The 19186-nt window shown below is 40.8% G+C and carries 14 protein-coding genes; 3 read left to right on the forward strand and 11 right to left on the reverse strand.

All coding sequences use genetic code 11. The features are described from left to right. The first annotated feature begins 132 nt into the window (after nt 1-132). Nucleotides 133-1020 carry a tRNA 2-thiocytidine(32) synthetase TtcA gene (gene ttcA / locus DC082_RS00580; protein ID WP_109235296.1) on the forward strand — a complete coding sequence of 296 codons (888 nt, stop codon included), beginning with the start codon at nt 133-135 and terminating at the stop codon, nt 1018-1020. Nucleotides 1021-1096: 76 nt separating this feature from the next. On the opposite strand, the gene DC082_RS00585 is transcribed toward ttcA, so the two are convergent. From DC082_RS00585 to elbB, 11 genes are all read right to left on the reverse strand, one after another. Then, on the reverse strand, nt 1097-1999 hold the full coding sequence (locus DC082_RS00585; protein WP_133243667.1) for an AEC family transporter: 903 nt from the start codon (nt 1997-1999) through the stop codon (nt 1097-1099). A 193-nt stretch (nt 2000-2192) separates the two neighbouring features. Continuing rightward, nucleotides 2193-3374 carry an N-acetylglucosamine-6-phosphate deacetylase gene (gene nagA / locus DC082_RS00590; RefSeq protein ID WP_109235298.1) on the reverse strand — a complete coding sequence of 394 codons (1182 nt, stop codon included), beginning with the start codon at nt 3372-3374 and terminating at the stop codon, nt 2193-2195. Between the two features lie 225 nt (nt 3375-3599). Further along, the gene (locus DC082_RS00595; RefSeq protein ID WP_109235299.1) at nt 3600-4619 is read right to left on the reverse strand and encodes an SIS domain-containing protein; all 1020 of its coding nucleotides are present in this window, start codon (nt 4617-4619) and stop codon (nt 3600-3602) included. A gap of 166 nt (nt 4620-4785) precedes the next feature. Next, nucleotides 4786-5685, reverse strand: a complete 900-nt coding sequence (locus DC082_RS00600; protein ID WP_109235300.1) for an ATP-binding protein — start codon at nt 5683-5685, stop codon at nt 4786-4788. Between the two features lie 177 nt (nt 5686-5862). Continuing rightward, nucleotides 5863-6822, reverse strand: coding sequence for an acetyl-CoA carboxylase carboxyl transferase subunit alpha (gene accA, locus DC082_RS00605; protein WP_094568293.1), 960 nt, complete (start codon nt 6820-6822; stop codon nt 5863-5865). A 70-nt stretch (nt 6823-6892) separates the two neighbouring features. Then, nucleotides 6893-8257 (reverse strand): class II 3-deoxy-7-phosphoheptulonate synthase, encoded by a 1365-nt coding sequence (locus DC082_RS00610; protein WP_094568234.1) that lies wholly within the window; start codon nt 8255-8257, stop codon nt 6893-6895. A 299-nt stretch (nt 8258-8556) separates the two neighbouring features. Next, a complete protein-coding gene (gene ilvC, locus DC082_RS00615; protein WP_109235301.1) occupies nt 8557-9573 on the reverse strand; it encodes a ketol-acid reductoisomerase in 1017 nt (338 codons plus the stop codon). A gap of 250 nt (nt 9574-9823) precedes the next feature. Beyond that, nucleotides 9824-10339 carry an acetolactate synthase small subunit gene (ilvN, locus tag DC082_RS00620; protein WP_094568232.1) on the reverse strand — a complete coding sequence of 172 codons (516 nt, stop codon included), beginning with the start codon at nt 10337-10339 and terminating at the stop codon, nt 9824-9826. A 9-nt stretch (nt 10340-10348) separates the two neighbouring features. Further along, nucleotides 10349-12091: a biosynthetic-type acetolactate synthase large subunit gene (ilvB, locus tag DC082_RS00625; protein WP_109235302.1), complete on the reverse strand. Its 1743-nt coding sequence runs from the start codon at nt 12089-12091 to the stop codon at nt 10349-10351. A 626-nt stretch (nt 12092-12717) separates the two neighbouring features. Further along, entirely contained in the window at nt 12718-13995 is a 1278-nt protein-coding gene (locus DC082_RS00630; RefSeq protein WP_109235303.1) for a homoserine dehydrogenase, read from the reverse strand. Nucleotides 13996-14362: 367 nt separating this feature from the next. Next, nucleotides 14363-15046, reverse strand: a complete 684-nt coding sequence (gene elbB / locus DC082_RS00635; protein ID WP_109235304.1) for an isoprenoid biosynthesis glyoxalase ElbB — start codon at nt 15044-15046, stop codon at nt 14363-14365. A 398-nt stretch (nt 15047-15444) separates the two neighbouring features. On the opposite strand from elbB, the gene DC082_RS00640 reads away from it, so the two are divergent. Next, nucleotides 15445-17244 (forward strand): tetratricopeptide repeat protein, encoded by a 1800-nt coding sequence (locus tag DC082_RS00640; RefSeq protein WP_109235305.1) that lies wholly within the window; start codon nt 15445-15447, stop codon nt 17242-17244. Then, nucleotides 17241-18851 (forward strand): N-acetylmuramoyl-L-alanine amidase, encoded by a 1611-nt coding sequence (locus DC082_RS00645; protein ID WP_229821505.1) that lies wholly within the window; start codon nt 17241-17243, stop codon nt 18849-18851. The genes DC082_RS00640 and DC082_RS00645 overlap by 4 nt, the downstream gene beginning before the upstream one ends. Nucleotides 18852-19186: the final 335 nt, after the last annotated feature.

A 19186-nucleotide genomic window follows, 5' to 3' on the forward strand; every position in this document is an offset into this window, starting at 1 on the left:
GATACTTTTGGTAACTGCTCTATTTTCATTAGATCGCTTTTCCTTTAGAATAGGCATCTATTTATTAGATCTGAATTTAGGGTCTAAAATTTGGGATCTAATCTTGAACATGTTATGGGGTAGTGGAAAGCGATGAGTCAGCAGTTTAAAAATATTGGGATTATTACAGAGTTAGTATCAAAAGAGCCTCCGGTAGTACAACAACATTCAGAAGCTAAACAAGCTGAAAAACTCTCATTTTCTCAATTGCAAAAACGTCTGCGTCATCAGGTAGGAAGAGCTGTGATGGATTATAAGATGATTGAGGAAGGGGATCGCATCATGGTTTGTCTCTCGGGTGGGAAGGATTCTTACACGCTGTTAGATCTTCTTATGATTCTACAGAGACATGCGCCGATCTCATTTGAGATTTTAGCGGTTAATCTTGATCAAAAGCAACCTGGTTTTCCTGAAGAGATACTCCCTCAATATTTAGAGAGTATTGGTGTGCCATATCATATTATTGAACAAGATACCTACTCAATTGTGACAGAGAAGATCGCACCCGATAAGACGATGTGTAGCCTCTGTTCTCGGTTACGCCGGGGTTCTCTCTACTCATTTGCTAAAGAGCATGGCTATAATAAGATTGCTTTAGGACATCATCGTGATGATATTGTTGAGACTCTCTTTATGAATATGTTTTTTGGGGGAACAATGAAAGCGATGCCACCAAAGTTGCGGAGTGATGATGCTGATAATATTGTTATTCGCCCCCTCAGTTACTGTAGTGAAGCAGATATTGCAGCTTATGCTCAATTACGTGAATTTCCAATTATTCCTTGTAATTTATGTGGCTCTCAAGAGGGGTTACAGCGACAAGAGGTGAAGAAGCTATTACAGCAATGGGAGCGAGAGTCACCCGGAAGAATCGATAATATTTTTAGAGCAACAAAGAATATTCGTCTCTCCCAGTTATGTGACAGCGATCTCTTCGATTTTGAAGCATTTTCAACAAATAGTGAATATGTGAAATCTTAAAAATTTCTGTTTCGAATTGCACCCCAAGGTTTGTTATTGAACCTTGGGGTTTTTTGATCACTTTATTATTGAAATATTAGATGACGAGATAGTAGAAGAGTGGGACTGTTAAAAATGAGATGGGGATACCGATAGCGGTCATAATGGAGGCGAGTTCTCCATCGAGTCCGCGCTCAAGCGCAATAATAACAGCAATCACCATCGGTGCCATGCCCGCTTGCATCAAGACAATCTGATTGATGTAGATATTAGAGGATGCATAGATAAAGAGAAGAGTGGCAAGAATAAAGAGTGGTAAGACAATAAGTTTAATAGTAAGACCAATCGTTAGATAACCGATGAGCTTTCTATTACGAGGTATTGTTAAGTTTGCTCCAACAGAGATCATGGTCAGTGGGGTAATGAGGCTACTGAGGGACTCTAAAGTGAAAGTTATAAAGGCTGGGTAGACAAAGGGCTTGAGGAGGAAGGCGAAGATCAGAGCAATAATTGGAGGGTATTTAATTAAGGCATGTAAGTTTTTACGAATAGAGATCTTTTCACCACTATAGAAGTCAGCAATAAAAGCACCGAGTGTAAAGAGAAGAATAAAGTTTGATTGATCAACCCAGAGTGCAATTCCAAGATACTCCTCTGTTCCCATCATTGCCTGTATCAAGGGAACGCCGACAAATGAGGTATTTGCAGTTCCAGCAAGTAAAATGAGTGTTCCGGTAGTGATGCGAGACATCGGAATAAATATTTTGATGATATAGATGAGGATGATTGTTACTAAGAAAAGCACCCAAGGCGAGAGAAGTGGGAAGAGGGCATCTAAAGAGAAGGTTTGTGAATGAACTTTATCGAGTATTAATGCCGGTAGTGCAACTGTGATCGCAACGCGATTGAGAGAGTAGATAAATTCGCTTTTGCAGCTGATTGTGCGCGTGACAAGTTTACCTATTACAAGGCATGTCAATATTAAGATAATTCCATTCATAAAGGCTGATCCATCCAATATACCCTCTTTTGCACTAAGGGGTGTTTAGAGCAAGAAGAGAAAGAGAGTGAGTATTTTTAATCCGATAGGAGAGAGTGCAATGGAGAGGTTGATGAAAAAGCTGATGAGTCAGCTAATGAGAAAATCATCCCCTCTTTTTTTGCTCTCTACCACTTTAATATAGATCACTCTATTATCCCATCTCAAAGTCTGAGTTTGCTTGAGTAGAGGGGTATGATTCGAAATTAAGGGGAGTAATCTCCCCCTCTTTTAATAGATTGATATAGGCAGGAGCCCCCTTTTGGAGAAAACCGTAACTTCTAAAGCTTTTCTGATCTTTCTGATAAATGAGAGTTGCCGGGATCGATGTCCCCAAAGCGAGCGCTTCTTCTAGAGGGATATCGAGAAGATCGATTGCATTGAGAATAGAGCAAGCCATATCGATATGGGCACCGGCAAGCGTTCCTTGATTATTTGTTAAACGCCCTTGATTGACATAAATTTGTTGATCATCTAAGTAGAATGATTTTTGATCACTGCCGATAGAACTCATGGCATCACTGACAATAAAGAGTTTTCCTTTAGGCTTACTCTGATAAGCTAGCTTCACCATTAAAGGATCGACATGAAAAGTATCATTGATAATGGAAACGTAACTCTCTTTCGATTGAATGGCATAACCTGTCGTTGCCGGATTGCGAGAGCTCATCTGTGGCATCGCATTATAGAGATGGGTAAATCCTTTAACGCCTGCCGCTAAAGCTCTATGAAGGAGATCGGGAGGGCATTCGGTATGTCCGGCAAAGATAATTGCACCTGATTGAGTGAGCTTTTCAATAATGGGGAGTGGCACTATTTCAGGGGCTAGGGTAATGAGGCGAGGGATTTCTGTATAAGAGGCGATTAGATCGATCATCTCATCACTCAGAAGTCGGATATTATCTGCTTTATGGATCCCTTTACGTTCAGGATTGATCATCGGCCCTTCAATATGGATCCCAAGTAACCCTGGAAGCTTTTTCTCCATCCCCTCTGAAACGGCCTCCAATCCTCTTTTGATCACCTCATCTGTAGCAGTAATGAGCGTGGGAAGAAGTGCCGCTGTTCCTCTTGCTCGATGTGCTTTTAAAATTTGGGATATGCCGAGAAGATTAGGGGCATCATTAAAGAGTATTCCTCCACCACCATTAACCTGTAGATCGATAAATCCTGGGAGCAATGTACCGTGGTACTCTTTTATTGTGTAAAAGGAGGGAATATCCTGTTGGGAGATGATCTCTTCAATAAGACCATTTTTTAATAAGATGGCTGACTCTTTGAGTAGTTGCATGCCATCAAAGATTGTGGGAGCAACAAGAGCGATATTTTGATTCATGATTATTATGACACTGGACTGATATTAGGCTGATATTGTGCCGGTATTATGTATTAAACAGAAGGTGTTTTCTTTAGGAAACATGGACTGAAAGTATTCTAGTCCTGTTGAGACTCAGTGACAATCCTATTTTTTTAATGAAGAAGAGAAGCCGCTATTTAAATTTTTTATCATTTTACGGCATCTCTTACTATATCTTTTGCTGTATCTCTTTGAGGCAGTAGCTTATAGCGTCTTAGTCACTTTTTTAAGATTAGGGGGTAGATCAGGATCTAGGCCACGATGTTTAGAGAGTTTCTCGATTACTCGGTAGTATGCAGTAATCTGAACTAATGGTTGAAGAAGGGGGTGAACCTCTGGAACGGCTAAGGTATATTCATCTCCCGCTTTTGATGCCACAGAGAAGACTTGTGCCCCATAACCTTCTAACTTTTTATTAATCTCTAAGCAGGATGCTCGAGATTGATCCGAGCCAATAAAGCTAATGACGGGATATTGTGGGGTAATTAATGATACTGATCCGTGGAAAATTTCTGATGCTGAGATTCCTTCAGCATGAATCTGACAGGTCTCTTTCAATTTAAGGGCTGCTTCAACAGCAGCACTGAGACCTACGCCACGACCGATAATGAAGAGATCTTTTGCATGAGAGAGATGATCAATCAATGTTGGCCACTCACTATTAACAGCCTCTTCTAAGGCTAATGGGAGGTTAAGAAGGGCATCTGCTAAAGCACCATCTTCGCTCCATGCGGCAAAAATAGCGGCATAGATTGAGAGGCTTCCGACAAAGCTTTTAGTTGCGGCAACACTCTTTTCTTCCCCGGCTTTAATACCAAAGAGAAAATCACACTCTTTAGCAAGTGGGGACTCTTCGTCATTGATAATACCGATGACCTTAGTCCCTTGTGCACGCATCATCTTTGCAAAAGTGATAAGGTCTGGACTTTTACCAGATTGAGATGTGACAATCAAAATGGCATTATCAGTTTTGAGGGCGCGTTGATAGACAGTTGCTAAGGAGGGCGCAGCAACAGAGACGGGAACTCCTAATCCTGTTTCAAAGAGATACTTCCCATAAATAGATGCATTGTAGGAGCTCCCTCGACCTAATGTAATAATCTGATTAGGTTGCTTTTTCTTAAGATACTCCGCAAGTGCGATCAGAGTTGAGGCATTTGCCTCATTTTGATGCTCGATAACATTGGGGATATCTAAAATCTCTTTAGCCATGTAGGTCGACATTGTTTATTCCTTGTTTTGCTAAATATTAATGAGATAGAGGTTGAGATAGAACTCTCAGTCTATCATTTTTTGATCATTATACCGTTTAGATTAACGCTGTTATTGGTTTATATCAGTAGTTTTATGAGTATTTCCATCATACTCTTCTCTTTTTAGCAGTTAACTACTAGTTAACTACTTCTTTTGCTTTCTGCAAAGCGGCTAATTGCGAGCTACCGACAAAATCCTTTGCAAATTGATAGGCGATACGACCACTGCGGGAGCCTCGGCTCTGAGTAAACTGCAACGCTTTTCGTTCAACCTCCTCATTATAGGGGAGGTCGGGGGCTAATTGATAGAGCCAACTTTTCACCATCGCGAGATACTCTCTCTGTGAAGGTGGATAGAAAGAGACCCATAATCCAAATCTTTCTGAGAGTGAGATCTTCTCTTCGATCGCCTCTTGTGGGTGAATCTCTTGCGCTTCATATTGATTAAGATTATCTTGCATCGATTCAGGTAATAGATGGCGTCGATTAGAGGTGGCATAGAGAAGAATATTTTTTGCCGGGCTCGAGAGGGAGCCATCTAACATCGCTTTTAGCGGTTTATAAGCGGGATCGCCAGACTCAAAGGAGAGATCATCGCAGAAGATAATGAAAGGGTGGGGGAGCTCTTCTAATAGTGAAAGAAGCTCAGGAAGATCCTCAAGATCTTGACTATCAATTTCAACCATCTTTAATCCATCTGTATGATAAGAGGCTAAGGTTGCTTTGATCAGGGAGGATTTTCCAGTTCCGCGCGCGCCGGTCAAGAGTAGGTTATTTGCAGGTAATTGTGCTAAAAACTGTTCGGTATTTTGACGGATAATTGTAATCTGTTTCTCAATTCCAACAAGTTGTTCAAAAGAGATGGTTGCCGGGTTTTTAATGGGGAGAAGCTGTCCAAAAGGGGAGTAGCTCTTTTTTACCCAGCGAAATGCAACATTTTCTGCAAAGTTGATGGACGTATGATCAGGTGGAAAGAGCGGTTCTAAACGATCAATACTCTTACTAATTTTCTCTAAAAGAGTTCTAATTTTTTCCATAAATCTCCCTCCAGATTGTTATTCTCTTGATCTTTTTTGAAATTATTATCGTTATGTTTAGTCAGTTATGACTGATGGTTACAATAGTCATGATGGGCAGTGGTGGCTTAATTTTTCCCATAAGAAAAGACGATTTTATTTTTCATAAAATCGTCTCTTATCTGCTATTTTATAGGCTTATTTCTCTTTATACTGCCCATATGCCATGATTTTATCATAACGTTGTGCAAGTAATTCCTCTACAGAGAGTTGAGATAATTGATCTAATGCTTCAAGAATCTCTTTTTTGATATTATCGCTCATCTCTTTATAGTTGCGATGCGCTCCACCTTGAGGCTCTTCAATGATTTCATCGATCAGTTTTGCTTCTCGATTCTTCTCAGCTGTTACACCCATCGCTTCAGCCGCTTCCTTATTTTTCTCTGCACTTTTCCAGAGAATAGAAGCACAGCCTTCAGGGGAAATAACAGAGTAGATAGAGTATTGAAGCATCATCACTTTGTCACCTACAGCGATCGCTAATGCACCGCCAGAGCCGCCTTCACCTGTTACGGTGCAGATGATAGGAACGCGTAATTTGCTCATCTCTAATAAGTTACGAGCAATTGCCTCACTCTGTCCACGCTCTTCAGCCCCAATACCAGGATATGCTCCAGGTGTATCGATAAAGGTGATGATGGGAACATTAAAGCGCTCAGCAAGCTTCATGAGGCGAAGTGCTTTGCGATACCCTTCAGGGCGAGGCATACCGAAGTTACGTCTGATCTTCTCCTTGGTATCGCGCCCCTTTTGATGACCAATCACCATGACTGTTCGGCCCTCAATTCTCGCTAAACCGCCAACGATTGCTGCATCATCTGCATAAGCACGGTCACCATGGAGTTCTTGGAAATCCTCACAAATAAGATTGATGTAATCTAGGGTATAAGGACGTAAAGGATGGCGTGCGAGCTGTGTGATCTCCCACGAAGTAAGCTTAGAGAAGATCTGCTCTAACTTTGCATTCTTTTTCTTTTCTAAGGCTTCAATTTTATCCGATACATCAATATCTGCGTCTTGAGCCCAGTTTTGGAGCTCATTTATTTTAGTTTGAAGCTCATAAATAGGGGCTTCAAAATCGAGGTAATTCGTATTCAACACAATACTCCTAAGAAATTCGATATGCCCTATAAAATAGCATATATTAGGGCAATAGTAAGCTAAACTATTATACGCGAGCAGGAATCTTTTCGCGATGCTCTTTTAATTTCGATGAGATTTGGAATGCTAATTCTAAGCTCTGTTGTGCATTTAATCTAGGATCACAATGTGTATGATAACGATCTTCAAGATCTTTAGAGGTGATATTTTGTCCACCCCCTAAACATTCTGTGACATCGGTACCCGTCATTTCAAAATGGACACCACCGGCATAAGTGCCTTCGGCATTATGAGCATCGAAGAAATTGACAACTTCAGCAAGAATTTGATCAAAGGGACGTGTTTTATAGCGGTTTTCAGTAATGGTATTACCATGCATTGGGTCACAGCTCCAAACAACATTTCTCCCTTCTCGTTTTACAACGCGGAGAAGTCTGGGGAGGTGCTCTAAAATATTATCGGCGCCCATACGAGTGATTAAGGTTAAGCGTCCTGGTTCATTTTGCGGGTTAAGGGCATCAATAAGACGAATAAGTTCTTCATCGCTCATTTTTTGACTCACTTTAACCCCAATTGGGTTTGCAATGCCGCGGGCATATTCGATATGCGCGCCATCAAGTTGACGCGTACGCTCTCCAATCCATACCATATGTGCCGAGGTGTTATACCAGTCGCCGGTTGTCGAGTCAGTACGTGTCATCGCTTCTTCATAACCTAGGAGAAGCATCTCATGAGATGTGAAGTATTCCGTCTCACGAATAATGGCGTTATTAGGGTCGACACCACAAGCTTGCATAAACTTCAATGCATCTTGGATGCGTGTTGCAAGATCGATATAACGCTCTGCTTGAGGTGATTTATCAACAAAGCTCATTGTCCAGCGTTGAACGCGGTGCAGGTCGGCATATCCACCCTTTGCAAAGGCACGGAGCAGGTTGAGAGTTAATCCTGATTGCGCATATGCTCTCCATAATCTCTCTGGATCGGGTTCTCTCGCCTCAGTAGTAAACTCAATACCATTGACAATGTCACCTCGATAGCTAGGAAGGGTCACACCATCAATTGTCTCGGTATCTGATGAGCGAGGTTTTGCAAATTGTCCGGCAATTCGACCTACTTTGATCACAGGGCTACTTGCGGCAAATGTTAAGGTGACTGCCATCTGTAGAAGGACGCGGAAGGTATCACGAATATTATCAGAACTAAAATCTGCAAAGCTCTCGGCACAATCTCCCCCTTGGAGAAGAAACGCCTTTCCATCAACAGCTTGTGCTAGATGGGATTTTAGAGAACGGGCTTCGCCGGCAAATACAAGAGGAGGCGATTTACGTAAACGATCCTCAACCGCTTTAAGGGCTGCTTTATCTTTGTAGTTAGGCATCTGTGCCGCAGGGAAGTTTCTCCAGCTAGAGGGTGTCCAAATCTGAGTCATAATAATCCTATAATCCTCTCTTGAATTGTCTTGATGACTTAATGGGTAAAAAATAATAATACACTAAAATTAAAACAGTAGACTTAAACGCTATGAATACTGCTCTACAGTGATACTGCATCATGCGGTTAATAGTGAAAGTAATAAAAAATGCCTTAAGAGTTATCCGCTTAAGGCATTTTGAACATTCTATCTATAAACTATTGTAGATGATCTATTTCTCTATTGGGAATTAAACTCTAAAAGCTCTATCGATGAGTGGATGATTTTAGAGCGATTCCCATTAAGATCTATTCTATTTAGTTTTTTGATTGATCAACAAGGCTATTTTCTGTGATCCATGGCATCATAGAGCGAAGTTTAGCACCTGTCTTTTCAATAGGATGTTCTGCATTTAAGCGGCGAAGTGCAGTCATTGATGGATAGTTAGTCATCCCTTCTTGAATAAACATCTTCGCATATTCTCCAGATTGAATGCGATAGAGTGCATAACGCATCGCTTCTTTTGTCTCTTCTGTAATAATTTCAGGGCCAGTGACATACTCACCATACTCGGCATTATTAGAGATGGAGTAGTTCATGTTAGCGATTCCGCCTTCATACATAAGGTCTACAATTAACTTTAACTCATGTAGACACTCAAAATATGCCATTTCTGGAGCATAGCCAGCTTCTGTTAATACCTCAAAGCCTGCTTTGACAAGCTCTACTGCACCACCGCAGAGAACTGCTTGTTCACCGAAGAGATCTGTTTCCGTCTCTTCTTCGAAGGTTGTTTCGATTACGCCAGCTTTGCCACCACCATTAGCAGATGCATAAGAGAGTGCTAAATCGCGCGCTTTACCAGATGAGTCTTGATAGACAGCGATCAATGTAGGAACGCCGCCACCTTTAACATATTCAGAGCGAACAGTGTGACCTGGGCCTTTTGGCGCAACCATCACAACATCGAGATCTTTGCGAGGAACAATCTGGTTGTAGTGGATATTAAATCCATGAGCAAATGCAAGTGTTGCACCCTCTTTAAGATTAGGTTCAATAGCATCACGATAGACAGCAGGCTGATTCTCATCAGGGAGAAGAACCATTACAAAGTCAGCTTCTTTTGTTGCATCCGCGATCTCTTTCACATTATGACCGGCATTGACAGCCTTGTCCCATGAAGCGCCACCTTTACGAAGGCCGACAATAACATTGACACCTGAATCTTTAAGGTTTTGCGCATGAGCGTGACCTTGTGATCCATACCCAATGATTGCAACAGTTGTCCCTTTGATTAATGAGATATCGGCATCTTTGTCGTAAAAAACATTCATCTTTAAATATCCTTTCTTTGTTTATGATCTCTCTTCACTATGCTATAAGTTAGCACGCTCTTAAATGGCGATTACTTTAGGATTAGCTTAAGTGAAAATAGAGAGATTATTTTTTATCTAATTTATTAATTTATCTAATTTATTTTAATATTGATCTTAGATATTACTCTTAGATCTATTCTTAATTTCTCAAATATTGAGCTATTTTGTTACTTTTAGATTTGTGGTTACTCAATTTTAGAGCGTTACTTTAGATCGTTAAACCTTTTGCGCCTCTGACTAATCCGAGTGCACCAGATCTTACAATTTCGATGATTCCTAACTCCTGTACCGCCACAATAAAGGCATCAAGCTTCTCTTGTGTACCTGTCATCTCTATTGTGTAGGAGAGAGGAGTAACATCAATCACGCGGCCTCTAAACATCTCATTGATACGAAAAAGCTCAGAGCGATTTTGCCCTTCAGCTTGTACTTTAATGAGCATCATTTCACGCTCAACATAAGCACTATCGCAAAGATTTGTAAGTTTGACAACATCAATTAATTTGTTGAGTTGCTTGATAATCTGCTCAACAACATGATGATCGGCAATAGTGACAAGTGTTAAGCGAGAGAGTGACGGATCATCTGTCGCAGCAACACAGAGGCTGTCAATATTGTAACCACGGGCGGAAAATAGATTCACTACCTTCGATAGTGCGCCGGCTTCGTTCTCCATTAAGATCGAAATAATATGACGCGAAGTTTCTGTATTAAAAAGTGTCATTTTTCTCTCCTATACCTGACTTAAGCCTTCTTTGAGCGTATTTTCCATCTTATCACGACCCGCTAAGATCATTTCGTGATGACCTTTTCCGGCAGGAATCATTGGGTAAACGTTCTCGCTGGGATCGGTGATAAAGTCGAGGAAGATGGTCTTATCTTTCTGTTTGAAAGCTTCACGTAGTGCCGGTTCAACATCACTTGGTTTGTGAATTTGAACGCCACTGTGACCATATGCCTCAGCAAGTTTTACAAAATCAGGGAGAGAGTCGAAATAGCTCATGCAGTAACGCTTCTGGAAGAAGAATTCTTGCCATTGGCGCACCATCCCCAAATAACCATTGTTGAGGTTAATAATTTTAACAGGAGAGCAATATTGCAACATGGTAGAGAGCTCTTGGAGCATCATCTGAATACTACCATCTCCGGTAATACAGGCGACTTCTCTATCAGGGCGGGCAATTTTTGCTCCCATTGCGGCAGGAAGGCCAAAGCCCATCGTGCCGAGACCACCTGAATTGAGCCACTGTCTTGGCTCATCAAAGGGGTAATATTGTGCGGCCCACATCTGATGTTGGCCCACATCTGAGGTGATAATCGCTTTACCTTTAGTGACCTCAAAGAGTTTTTCAATCACAAACTGTGGTTTGATAACCACGTCAGATTGTTCGTACTTTAAGGATTCCATTGCACGCCATTCACCAATCTGCTCCCACCATTTAGTCAGAGCATCCTGATCTAATTTCCCTTTTTTGCTCTTATGGATCGCATTAAGTTCTTTAAGAACAGGTTGGAGTTGTCCCACAATGGGAAGATCAACAGGGACATTTTTAGCAATTGATGATGGATCAACATCGACATGGATGATTTTCGCATAGGGGCAGAAGCTCTCTAATGTTCCGGTGATTCGGTCATCAAAGCGCGCACCTAAGGCAACTAAAACATCGCAGTGATGCATCGCCATATTTGCTTCATAAGTTCCATGCATACCGAGCATGCCGAGGAATTGTTTATCAGTTCCTTCATAGGCACCAAGCCCCATTAAGGTACTTGTGATAGGAAGGTTGAGCGCTTTAACAAATTCACGAAGCTCTTTAGAAGCTTCACCAATAATGACGCCCCCGCCGGTATAGACCATCGGGCGTTTAGCTTTCATAATAAGATCATATGCGCGAGCGATCTGTTTTGAGTGCCCCTTAACGGTAGGGTTATAGGAGCGCATTGTAATTTTTTCAGGGTAGACAAACTCTGCTTCATGGACCGTAATATCTTTTGGAAGGTCTATCACAACAGGGCCAGGGCGACCTGTTGTAGCAATATAGAATGCTTTTTTAATTGTGCTTGCGAGATCTTTGACATCTTTGACTAAGAAGTTATGTTTGACACAAGGAAGGGTAATTCCGACAGTATCTACTTCTTGGAACGCATCATTCCCAATTAAGCTTGTAGCTACTTGTCCAGAAAAGACAATCATGGGAATAGAATCCATATAAGCAGTTGCAATACCGGTGACAGCATTGGTTAGTCCAGGACCTGAAGTGACCAGTACTACGCCTGGTTTACCTGTTGTACGTGCATAAGCATCAGCCGCATGGGTTGCAGCTTGCTCATGGCGCACAAGGACATGTTCAATTTTGTCTTGTTTATAAATCTCATCATAAAGCGGTAGGACAGCACCTCCAGGATAACCAAAGATACACTCTACCTTCTCCTTCATTAAGGAGTGAATGACGATTTCTGCACCGCTTAATTTCACAGGATCTCCTCTCTTTTCAATATTTGTTATTCATTTTTTTAGGTTATTGGTTAGATTCCAGAGACTCTTTAGTCTCTATCATCAATCCTAATCTGATCTAGTCTCCATAAAGAACTTCCACTAACTTTCAGTGCTAGTACTAAGTGGAGCTAAGTGGGCGATAGAAGGTGATTTGATCGAGTTAAATCTTGCTCAAGAGCTGATCAGCTTAGAAAGTAGATTATTAAAACAGGTTTTTAGCTTATTTGATTGATCTACTGTTTTCGATCTGTAATCTGTTTATTAATCTACTCTATTTGAATGCTCTATTTGAGCTCCTCCATCGGTATACTCCATCGGTACACTTAGTACCACCCATTATGAGTATTGTTCATTATCTAGGAATTCATTATCTGGGAACCGACTCTTATCTCTCCATCAGATATCACCATAAATAGTGTCGATGATTATTCGGCACCTTTTTACTCCCGCTACCGTCAAGTGTAGTAGGAATATTTATAATGATATAGTGATTGAGATTTATATTTGTTATTCAGAAAATGATTCAGAAATGGGTGGTCATTTATTCTTTTTTCTTGCCGATAAATTTAAAGAAACTCCCTCAATTGTTGGGAGATTTTAGAAACTTATTCGACACGGATAAATTTAGAATCCTCAATACCTTTAATTAACATAGCATTATTAATGATATTTTCTACATTTTCTTGTACTGTTTTTTCTAAAAATAGGATAACTTGTTGATATTGATCATAAACTTTAATTTTTTCTGCTCTGATTTCCGCGTCTAAAAGCACTTTTTTAAGCGCTTCAGTAATAGAGTTGCTCATTAGATTGTCACTATATTTAAAAGAGAGATAGTAACGGGAAGAGAAGGCCTTTGCTGGAAGTGTTGGAAGCTCCTGAAGATTCTCTTCTAAAAAGCCTAATGCCGGCGCACTATGGTTGCGACTCTTATTCTGAATTATTTCAATAAGATCGGCAATGACCGCAGATGCTGTTGCTTCACTACCTGCACCGCGGCCGGAGTAGAATTGTTCGCCAACTGCATTGCCTGCAACATAAACGCCATTAAGGACACCATCGACCTGAGCGAGCTGGTGATCTTTAGAGAGCAGGGTAGGATGGACGCGAAGCTCAACTCCTTGCTTGCTCTTTCGGGCAATGCCGAGATGTTTAATGGTATAACCCTCTTCTTGTGTAATAGCAATATCTTCGGCGGTAATGGTATCAATCCCTTCGATATAGAGATTTTCAAAATTGAGGGGCATTCCAAAGGCTGTCGCTGCAAGAATGGTTAGCTTATGAGCTGCATCGATTCCCTTAATATCAAATGTAGGATCTGCCTCGGCATAACCATGTGCTTGTGCTTCTTTGAGGCATTGGTCGAAGTCGACCCCTTTATGACTCATCTCCGTTAAAATATAGTTAGAGGTACCATTAATGATTCCCATCACGGTATCGATCTCATTTGCAGATAGACCCTCTCTTAAAAGTTTTAAGATGGGAATACCGCCGGCAACAGATGCCTCAAAACGGAGAAATACCCCATTCTCTTTTGCAAGTTGAAGCAGTTCATTGCCGTGGAGAGCAATAAGCTCCTTATTGGCTGTAATCACAGATTTTCCATGACTTAGAGCGCTTTTAATATAGGTTAATGCAGGTTCAATGCCACCAATGAGCTCAATTACAATATCAATTTCAGGATGATCGGTAATATCGGCAATAGAGGTTGTCATGTTGAGATCGTAAGGGTTATCTCTCTCGAGTGAGCGCACAAATACTTTTTCTATAATAGGGGTGCGGGTAATTCGACGAGCAATCTCTTCTCTATTTTTTGTTAAAACAGCGGCAACGCCTGAGGCAACAGTGCCAAGACCAATTAATCCTACTTTAAGAGGCTCCATGATAGATCAAATTTCTCCAATGATTAATGAGTGATGAACAATGAGAGTTCAAAAATAGTTTCTGAGTGAGTCTGCTTTTAGGCGTTTATCTATTTTTGACTACATCATTAAGGATTGAAAATTAGGGAGGTAAAGCCCCTAATTGTGACTTAAAATTAGTCGTATAATTGAGAGTGTACCTGATTTTTTTAAAAGTGGAAAACAGTTGAGATTCTTGACTATAAAATAAGCAAAGATCTCTCTTGCTCCTTTTGTGAAAATTTTGTTAGACCCCTATTTGAGCCATTTTATTAAGAACCCTCCATATCATTTGTTAAACCATTTGTTAAACGATGATATGGAGGCTCACTTAATGCAGATCTATGATCTATTTTGTTGATTTTTGATAAATCTCTATAGCCTTTAATGCCCCTTGAAAGATTTCATAAGGTGTTGCATCACCATCCATATATGCGCCGCCCGTAATAATTTGATATTGGGCGTCATAATGTGCATCGGTTGTTGCGGTTTCGATATGTTTTATACCCCACTTTTCAAGAGCGGGTAGAAAAGCGCCGGCATTTTGAGCTTGTCCAAAGGTGATAGATGCATCTTTGATATTGAGCTCTTTGAGTGCAATTGCAATAGCCATTGGGGCAGCACAGATCGCAATAATTGGCTTTTTCATCTCGATAGCACTTTTAAGTTTCTCCCCGATATCGGCAGAAAGGGTAGCGTCTTCCCCTTTATCAAGAAAATTAGTGAAGTTTTTAATCACGCCAAAACCACCAGCGAGTGCTACACCATCGATTTTATTGAGGTCTAGTTTGGAGATGGGGGAGATTTTCCCTCTCGCGATACGGGCGGCCTCTTGCATAATATTGCGCTCATCTCCTTCAATCTCTCCATTGAGGTGATTGATGGTATCGGCTTGCAAGCGATCTGGCGCATAGAATGAGACCGCTATTCCTGCTTTAGAGAGTGCGATATTAAGTGCGGTCGCCTCTGTAATTTCTGCACCATCTAGGTGACCACATCCTGAAAGAATTAAAGCAAAATGTTTCTGACTCATACTTTTGTAACTCCTTTTAGTTTGATGGTAATAATTAACACTTCCCCGATTTTTACGTTAAAATAGGCGAAGAATCAATCTTCTTTCATCATACCAGATAAATATTGATCTCGATGAGAGAGGATAGATAAGGGATAGAAGAGATATTATAAGAAGCATTATAAAAAATAGAGACAGGTAGAGAGATCGTCGACCGCTGAGCGGTAGAGTGATCAATTGAGGTTGCTCAGTTACAAGTTGGCAAATCGGCAACATGGTCGCTGAGTATAATTGTTGAATATTATCAGCGACATTATCATGACATTATCAGTAATGAATGCTGATCTTTGATATCGTTGCTTAGTACCGCTCTCTATTTGAGTATATACAGAGATATAAATTATAAGGAGCCTCTCGGAATGAAGAAACTGTTCAACCTGCTGTTACTCTTTGTGTGTATAACGCACATTCCTACATATGCTCAAACAGGAGCTGATGAAGAGGGGTCGATAGTTGATAACTCAGGGGTGGTAGAAGAGGGTAGGGATGAACCGGTCGATCTTATTGATGAGATTGATGCTGCAACATTCTATAGGGATCAAGCAATATCCGAGGTTTATGATTTTTTAGCCGCAGAAATCGCTTCTAAGCGTGAAGATTGGGAGAGTGCAAAAGAGCATTATGATGCGCTATTAGAACGAAATAGTGACCCAAAAGTTTTAGAGCGAAGAATTCGCCTCGATCTAGAAGCAGGCAGTATTGCCGATGCACTTCCACTTATTCAGAAATTGGTGATTCAAAATCCATATAACTTGGCAAATTATAATTTATTAGCACAAGCTTACCTTTTAACCGGGGATCTTGAGTATGCGGCAAGAACTTATAATAACCTGGTAGAGATGATCTATCTTACCAATGAGGGAGTTGTTGAACCCTCCCCTTACTTTGCGATTTTAAAGAAGCTTCATGAATTTGAAATTCCATTAGAAGAGCAGCTAACGCTCTTTAAAAAGATGGCGGCTTTAGAAGAGCATGATACTTTTCCTTTAGTGCTTTTAGCGGGTTTTTTAATCGATAATTTACGCTTTGATGAAGCAGAAGGTTATCTAGAGAGAGCATTACAACTTGATCCTTCTAATCCTAAAATTTATGCACTCTACACCTATATCTATTGGAATGAGGGTGAACCTGAAAAATCGATTGAGTTATTAGAAGAAGCTTATAACAAGTATCAAGATCCAGAGATAGGGCTAGAGTTAGCCAATACATTAATTGCTAACTTTGAGTATGAAGAGGCTTACCAGCGCCTTATTCCTCTAATGATTTTAACAAATGAGGACCCTGCTGTTTTTGAGAAGTTTATCGGCATGGCTTATGTCATGGGTAATTATGACAACATTAAAGAGATGTTGCAGTTGAGACTGGATCAGCCTGAAATTTTAACTCGAGCAATTTTAAATCTCTTCTATTTCTCTGAAATTTTAGGGAATAGTGAAAACCTTTTAAAAGTGCTCCCTGAAATTGAGAATCCGACGCCAGAATATGCCGAAGCTCTCTATACCATTAAGGCTAAAATTGCATTAGCAGAGGGAGATTATGCACAATTTAATCACTATTTTGATGAAATTGCACAATTAGAGATCTTCGATGCACCTTCACTTCTTTTGAAGCGTCTATTAATGCTCCAGGAGTTAGAAGAGTATGATCTACTTGATCAGGTATTAGTAGAAGAGGCGGCACTACTTCCTGAGGTTGAGAGCTCCTACCTTGCTTTTCTTCGCTCGATGAGTGCTCTATATCATCAAGACTATAATGAGATGGCGGAGATTCTACAAGAAGAGATCCGTAATAATCCGCAAGATCCTATCGCCTATAATGCTTTAGGGTTCTCTCTGATCGAAATCGATCCTAAAAATGCAAAGGTTGCATTACCTTTCATCTCTAAGGCAAATTTAATGGCGCCAGGGCGTGACTTTATTCAAGATAGTCTTGCTTGGGCGTACTATATGTTAGGGGATCTAGATCGTGCTTATAAATATATTGTACAAGCGTATCATCAGAATAAAGATCCTGAAATTATCGCTCACTATATCGTGATTTTAGATGCTATTGGCGAGCGTCAAAAAGCGGAAGATCTCTATCACCGTTTTAATCTATTCTTTGGAAATTCAGATGCAAAAGAGGTGCTCATCGAAAACGTTGAGTGGATTAACGAATGAGAGTAGCAAATATGCTGAAAGCAAAAAAAGGTAAACGGATCCTGTTTGCCTTTTTATTTTTTATGGTGGCAACGTTGAGTAATCTGCTGTTTGGCGCAACAGTTGTCGGTACGGGAAAGATGGAAAATCGCGGTGGAGAGATGTTAATTATCTTTCCATTAAGTCAACAGATTAAATTTAATAGTTTCCGTCTACAAAATCCTGATCGGTTAGTGATCGATATTCCTAATGCCGAGTTACAGCATAAGGCTAGCTCTCTTCCGATTAGCTCAGCTTATGTCGCAGGGGTGCGTTTAGGAACCCAGCAGGGAACCGACCTTCGTATTGTTGTTGATCTCAAGCAAGGGACAGTACCGGCGAGTGCGGCGGTCTTAAGAGGACGCTTAGGTTATGAGTTGGTTATTGCGGTGGGTGCATCTGTAGGGAGTGTGAAAGAGGATCTCGCTTCATCAGGGCAGACAGTTGTGACTCAGCCTCAGGAGATACAAGTTGCAAAACGTGTTCCTAAGAAAAATATCTTAATTATTCTTGATCCCGGCCATGGCGGAAAAGATCCTGGTGCGGTTGGTAAAGCGGGAACAAGGGAGAAGGATGTTGTATTACAAATTGCAAAAGTATTGCAACAGAAGATCAATCGTGAACCCAATATGAGAGCGATCTTAACACGAAATGATGATACCTTTATTCCTTTGAGAGAGCGGGTATTGATTGCAAGACGGAATAAGGCAGATATGTTTATCTCCTTACATGCCGATGCGGGCTCTGCAAAAGCAGATGGCGCTTCTGTCTATATTCTCTCCACTAGTGGCGCATCGAGTGAAGCGGCAAGATTACTTGCAAGAGCTGAGAACCAATCTGACCTTATTGGTGGCGTCAAGATCTCTGATAAGGATGATGCTATCGCCTCTATGTTGCTCGATCTATCACAAGAGGCAACGATTGAATCCTCTAATGCGTTGGGAAATCATCTTTTAAAAAATTTGAGTCGTCACGCTAATCTTCATAAAAAACAGGTTGAACGAGCAGGATTTGCTGTATTAAAAGCGCCCGATATCCCCTCTGTATTGATTGAGACAGGATTTATCTCTAATCCGAAAGAGGAGCAGAACCTTCGCAATAAAAAACATCAAGATCGTTTAGCGAATGATATTTTGGCGGGAATAAAGGCCTACTATAAGGAGCGTCCGGCAACGGAGCTTATCTATAGTACTGTGGTTCAGCGCTCAGATAATAGCCGTGCGCAAGTATTGACGCAAAATCAAGCAAAAGTTGTAGCGCCTCCTAAGCAATCGATTACGATCCCCCCTATTCGTCTTGAGTCAAAATCGGTGGAGCCTGCAATTCAGCCAGTAGCGCCGCCCATTGAAGTTACGATGATTGAGCCACCTCCGGTGACGATTGGAGTACAATTTCCTGAGCCTTCAGGGCCACCTATTGAGTTGATCTCAAAAGAGCGACCCTTGAAAGAGTATACTGTGCAAAGAGGGGATACTATTGCGGAAATTGCTCGGACGCATCAGGTCAGTGAGTCGGCATTAAAGCAACGTAACGGGCTTCCTGATAATCAGCTTCGAGTGCCCGCAGGAACGATCTTAATTATTCCATAATCATTGATTTCATAACCATTGATTCAGTAATCGCTGTTTCTGAGATTGTTTTAGATCTTTTTGGAGATTCTAAATTTATTTGAAACTGAAACTGAAACTGAAACTGGAACTGGAACTGGAATTGACGTTGAAGCTCTAGTTTCAATTTGAAGATCTAACGTGATCTAAGAATGGTTTTTAATTGCCATTGAGAGAAGAGAGATGCTTCTAGGAACTCCTAGATAGCATCTTTTTTATGATTGCATTTTATAGTTATGCGTAATTAGGTAGCAAATAGATATAATATTTTTATCGCAACTTATTATACTTTTTAATAGATTATCTCGTTAAAAAAC

This window comes from Ignatzschineria indica (genome assembly GCF_003121925.1).
In the GTDB taxonomy this organism is placed as follows: Bacteria; Pseudomonadota; Gammaproteobacteria; order Cardiobacteriales; family Wohlfahrtiimonadaceae; genus Ignatzschineria; species Ignatzschineria indica.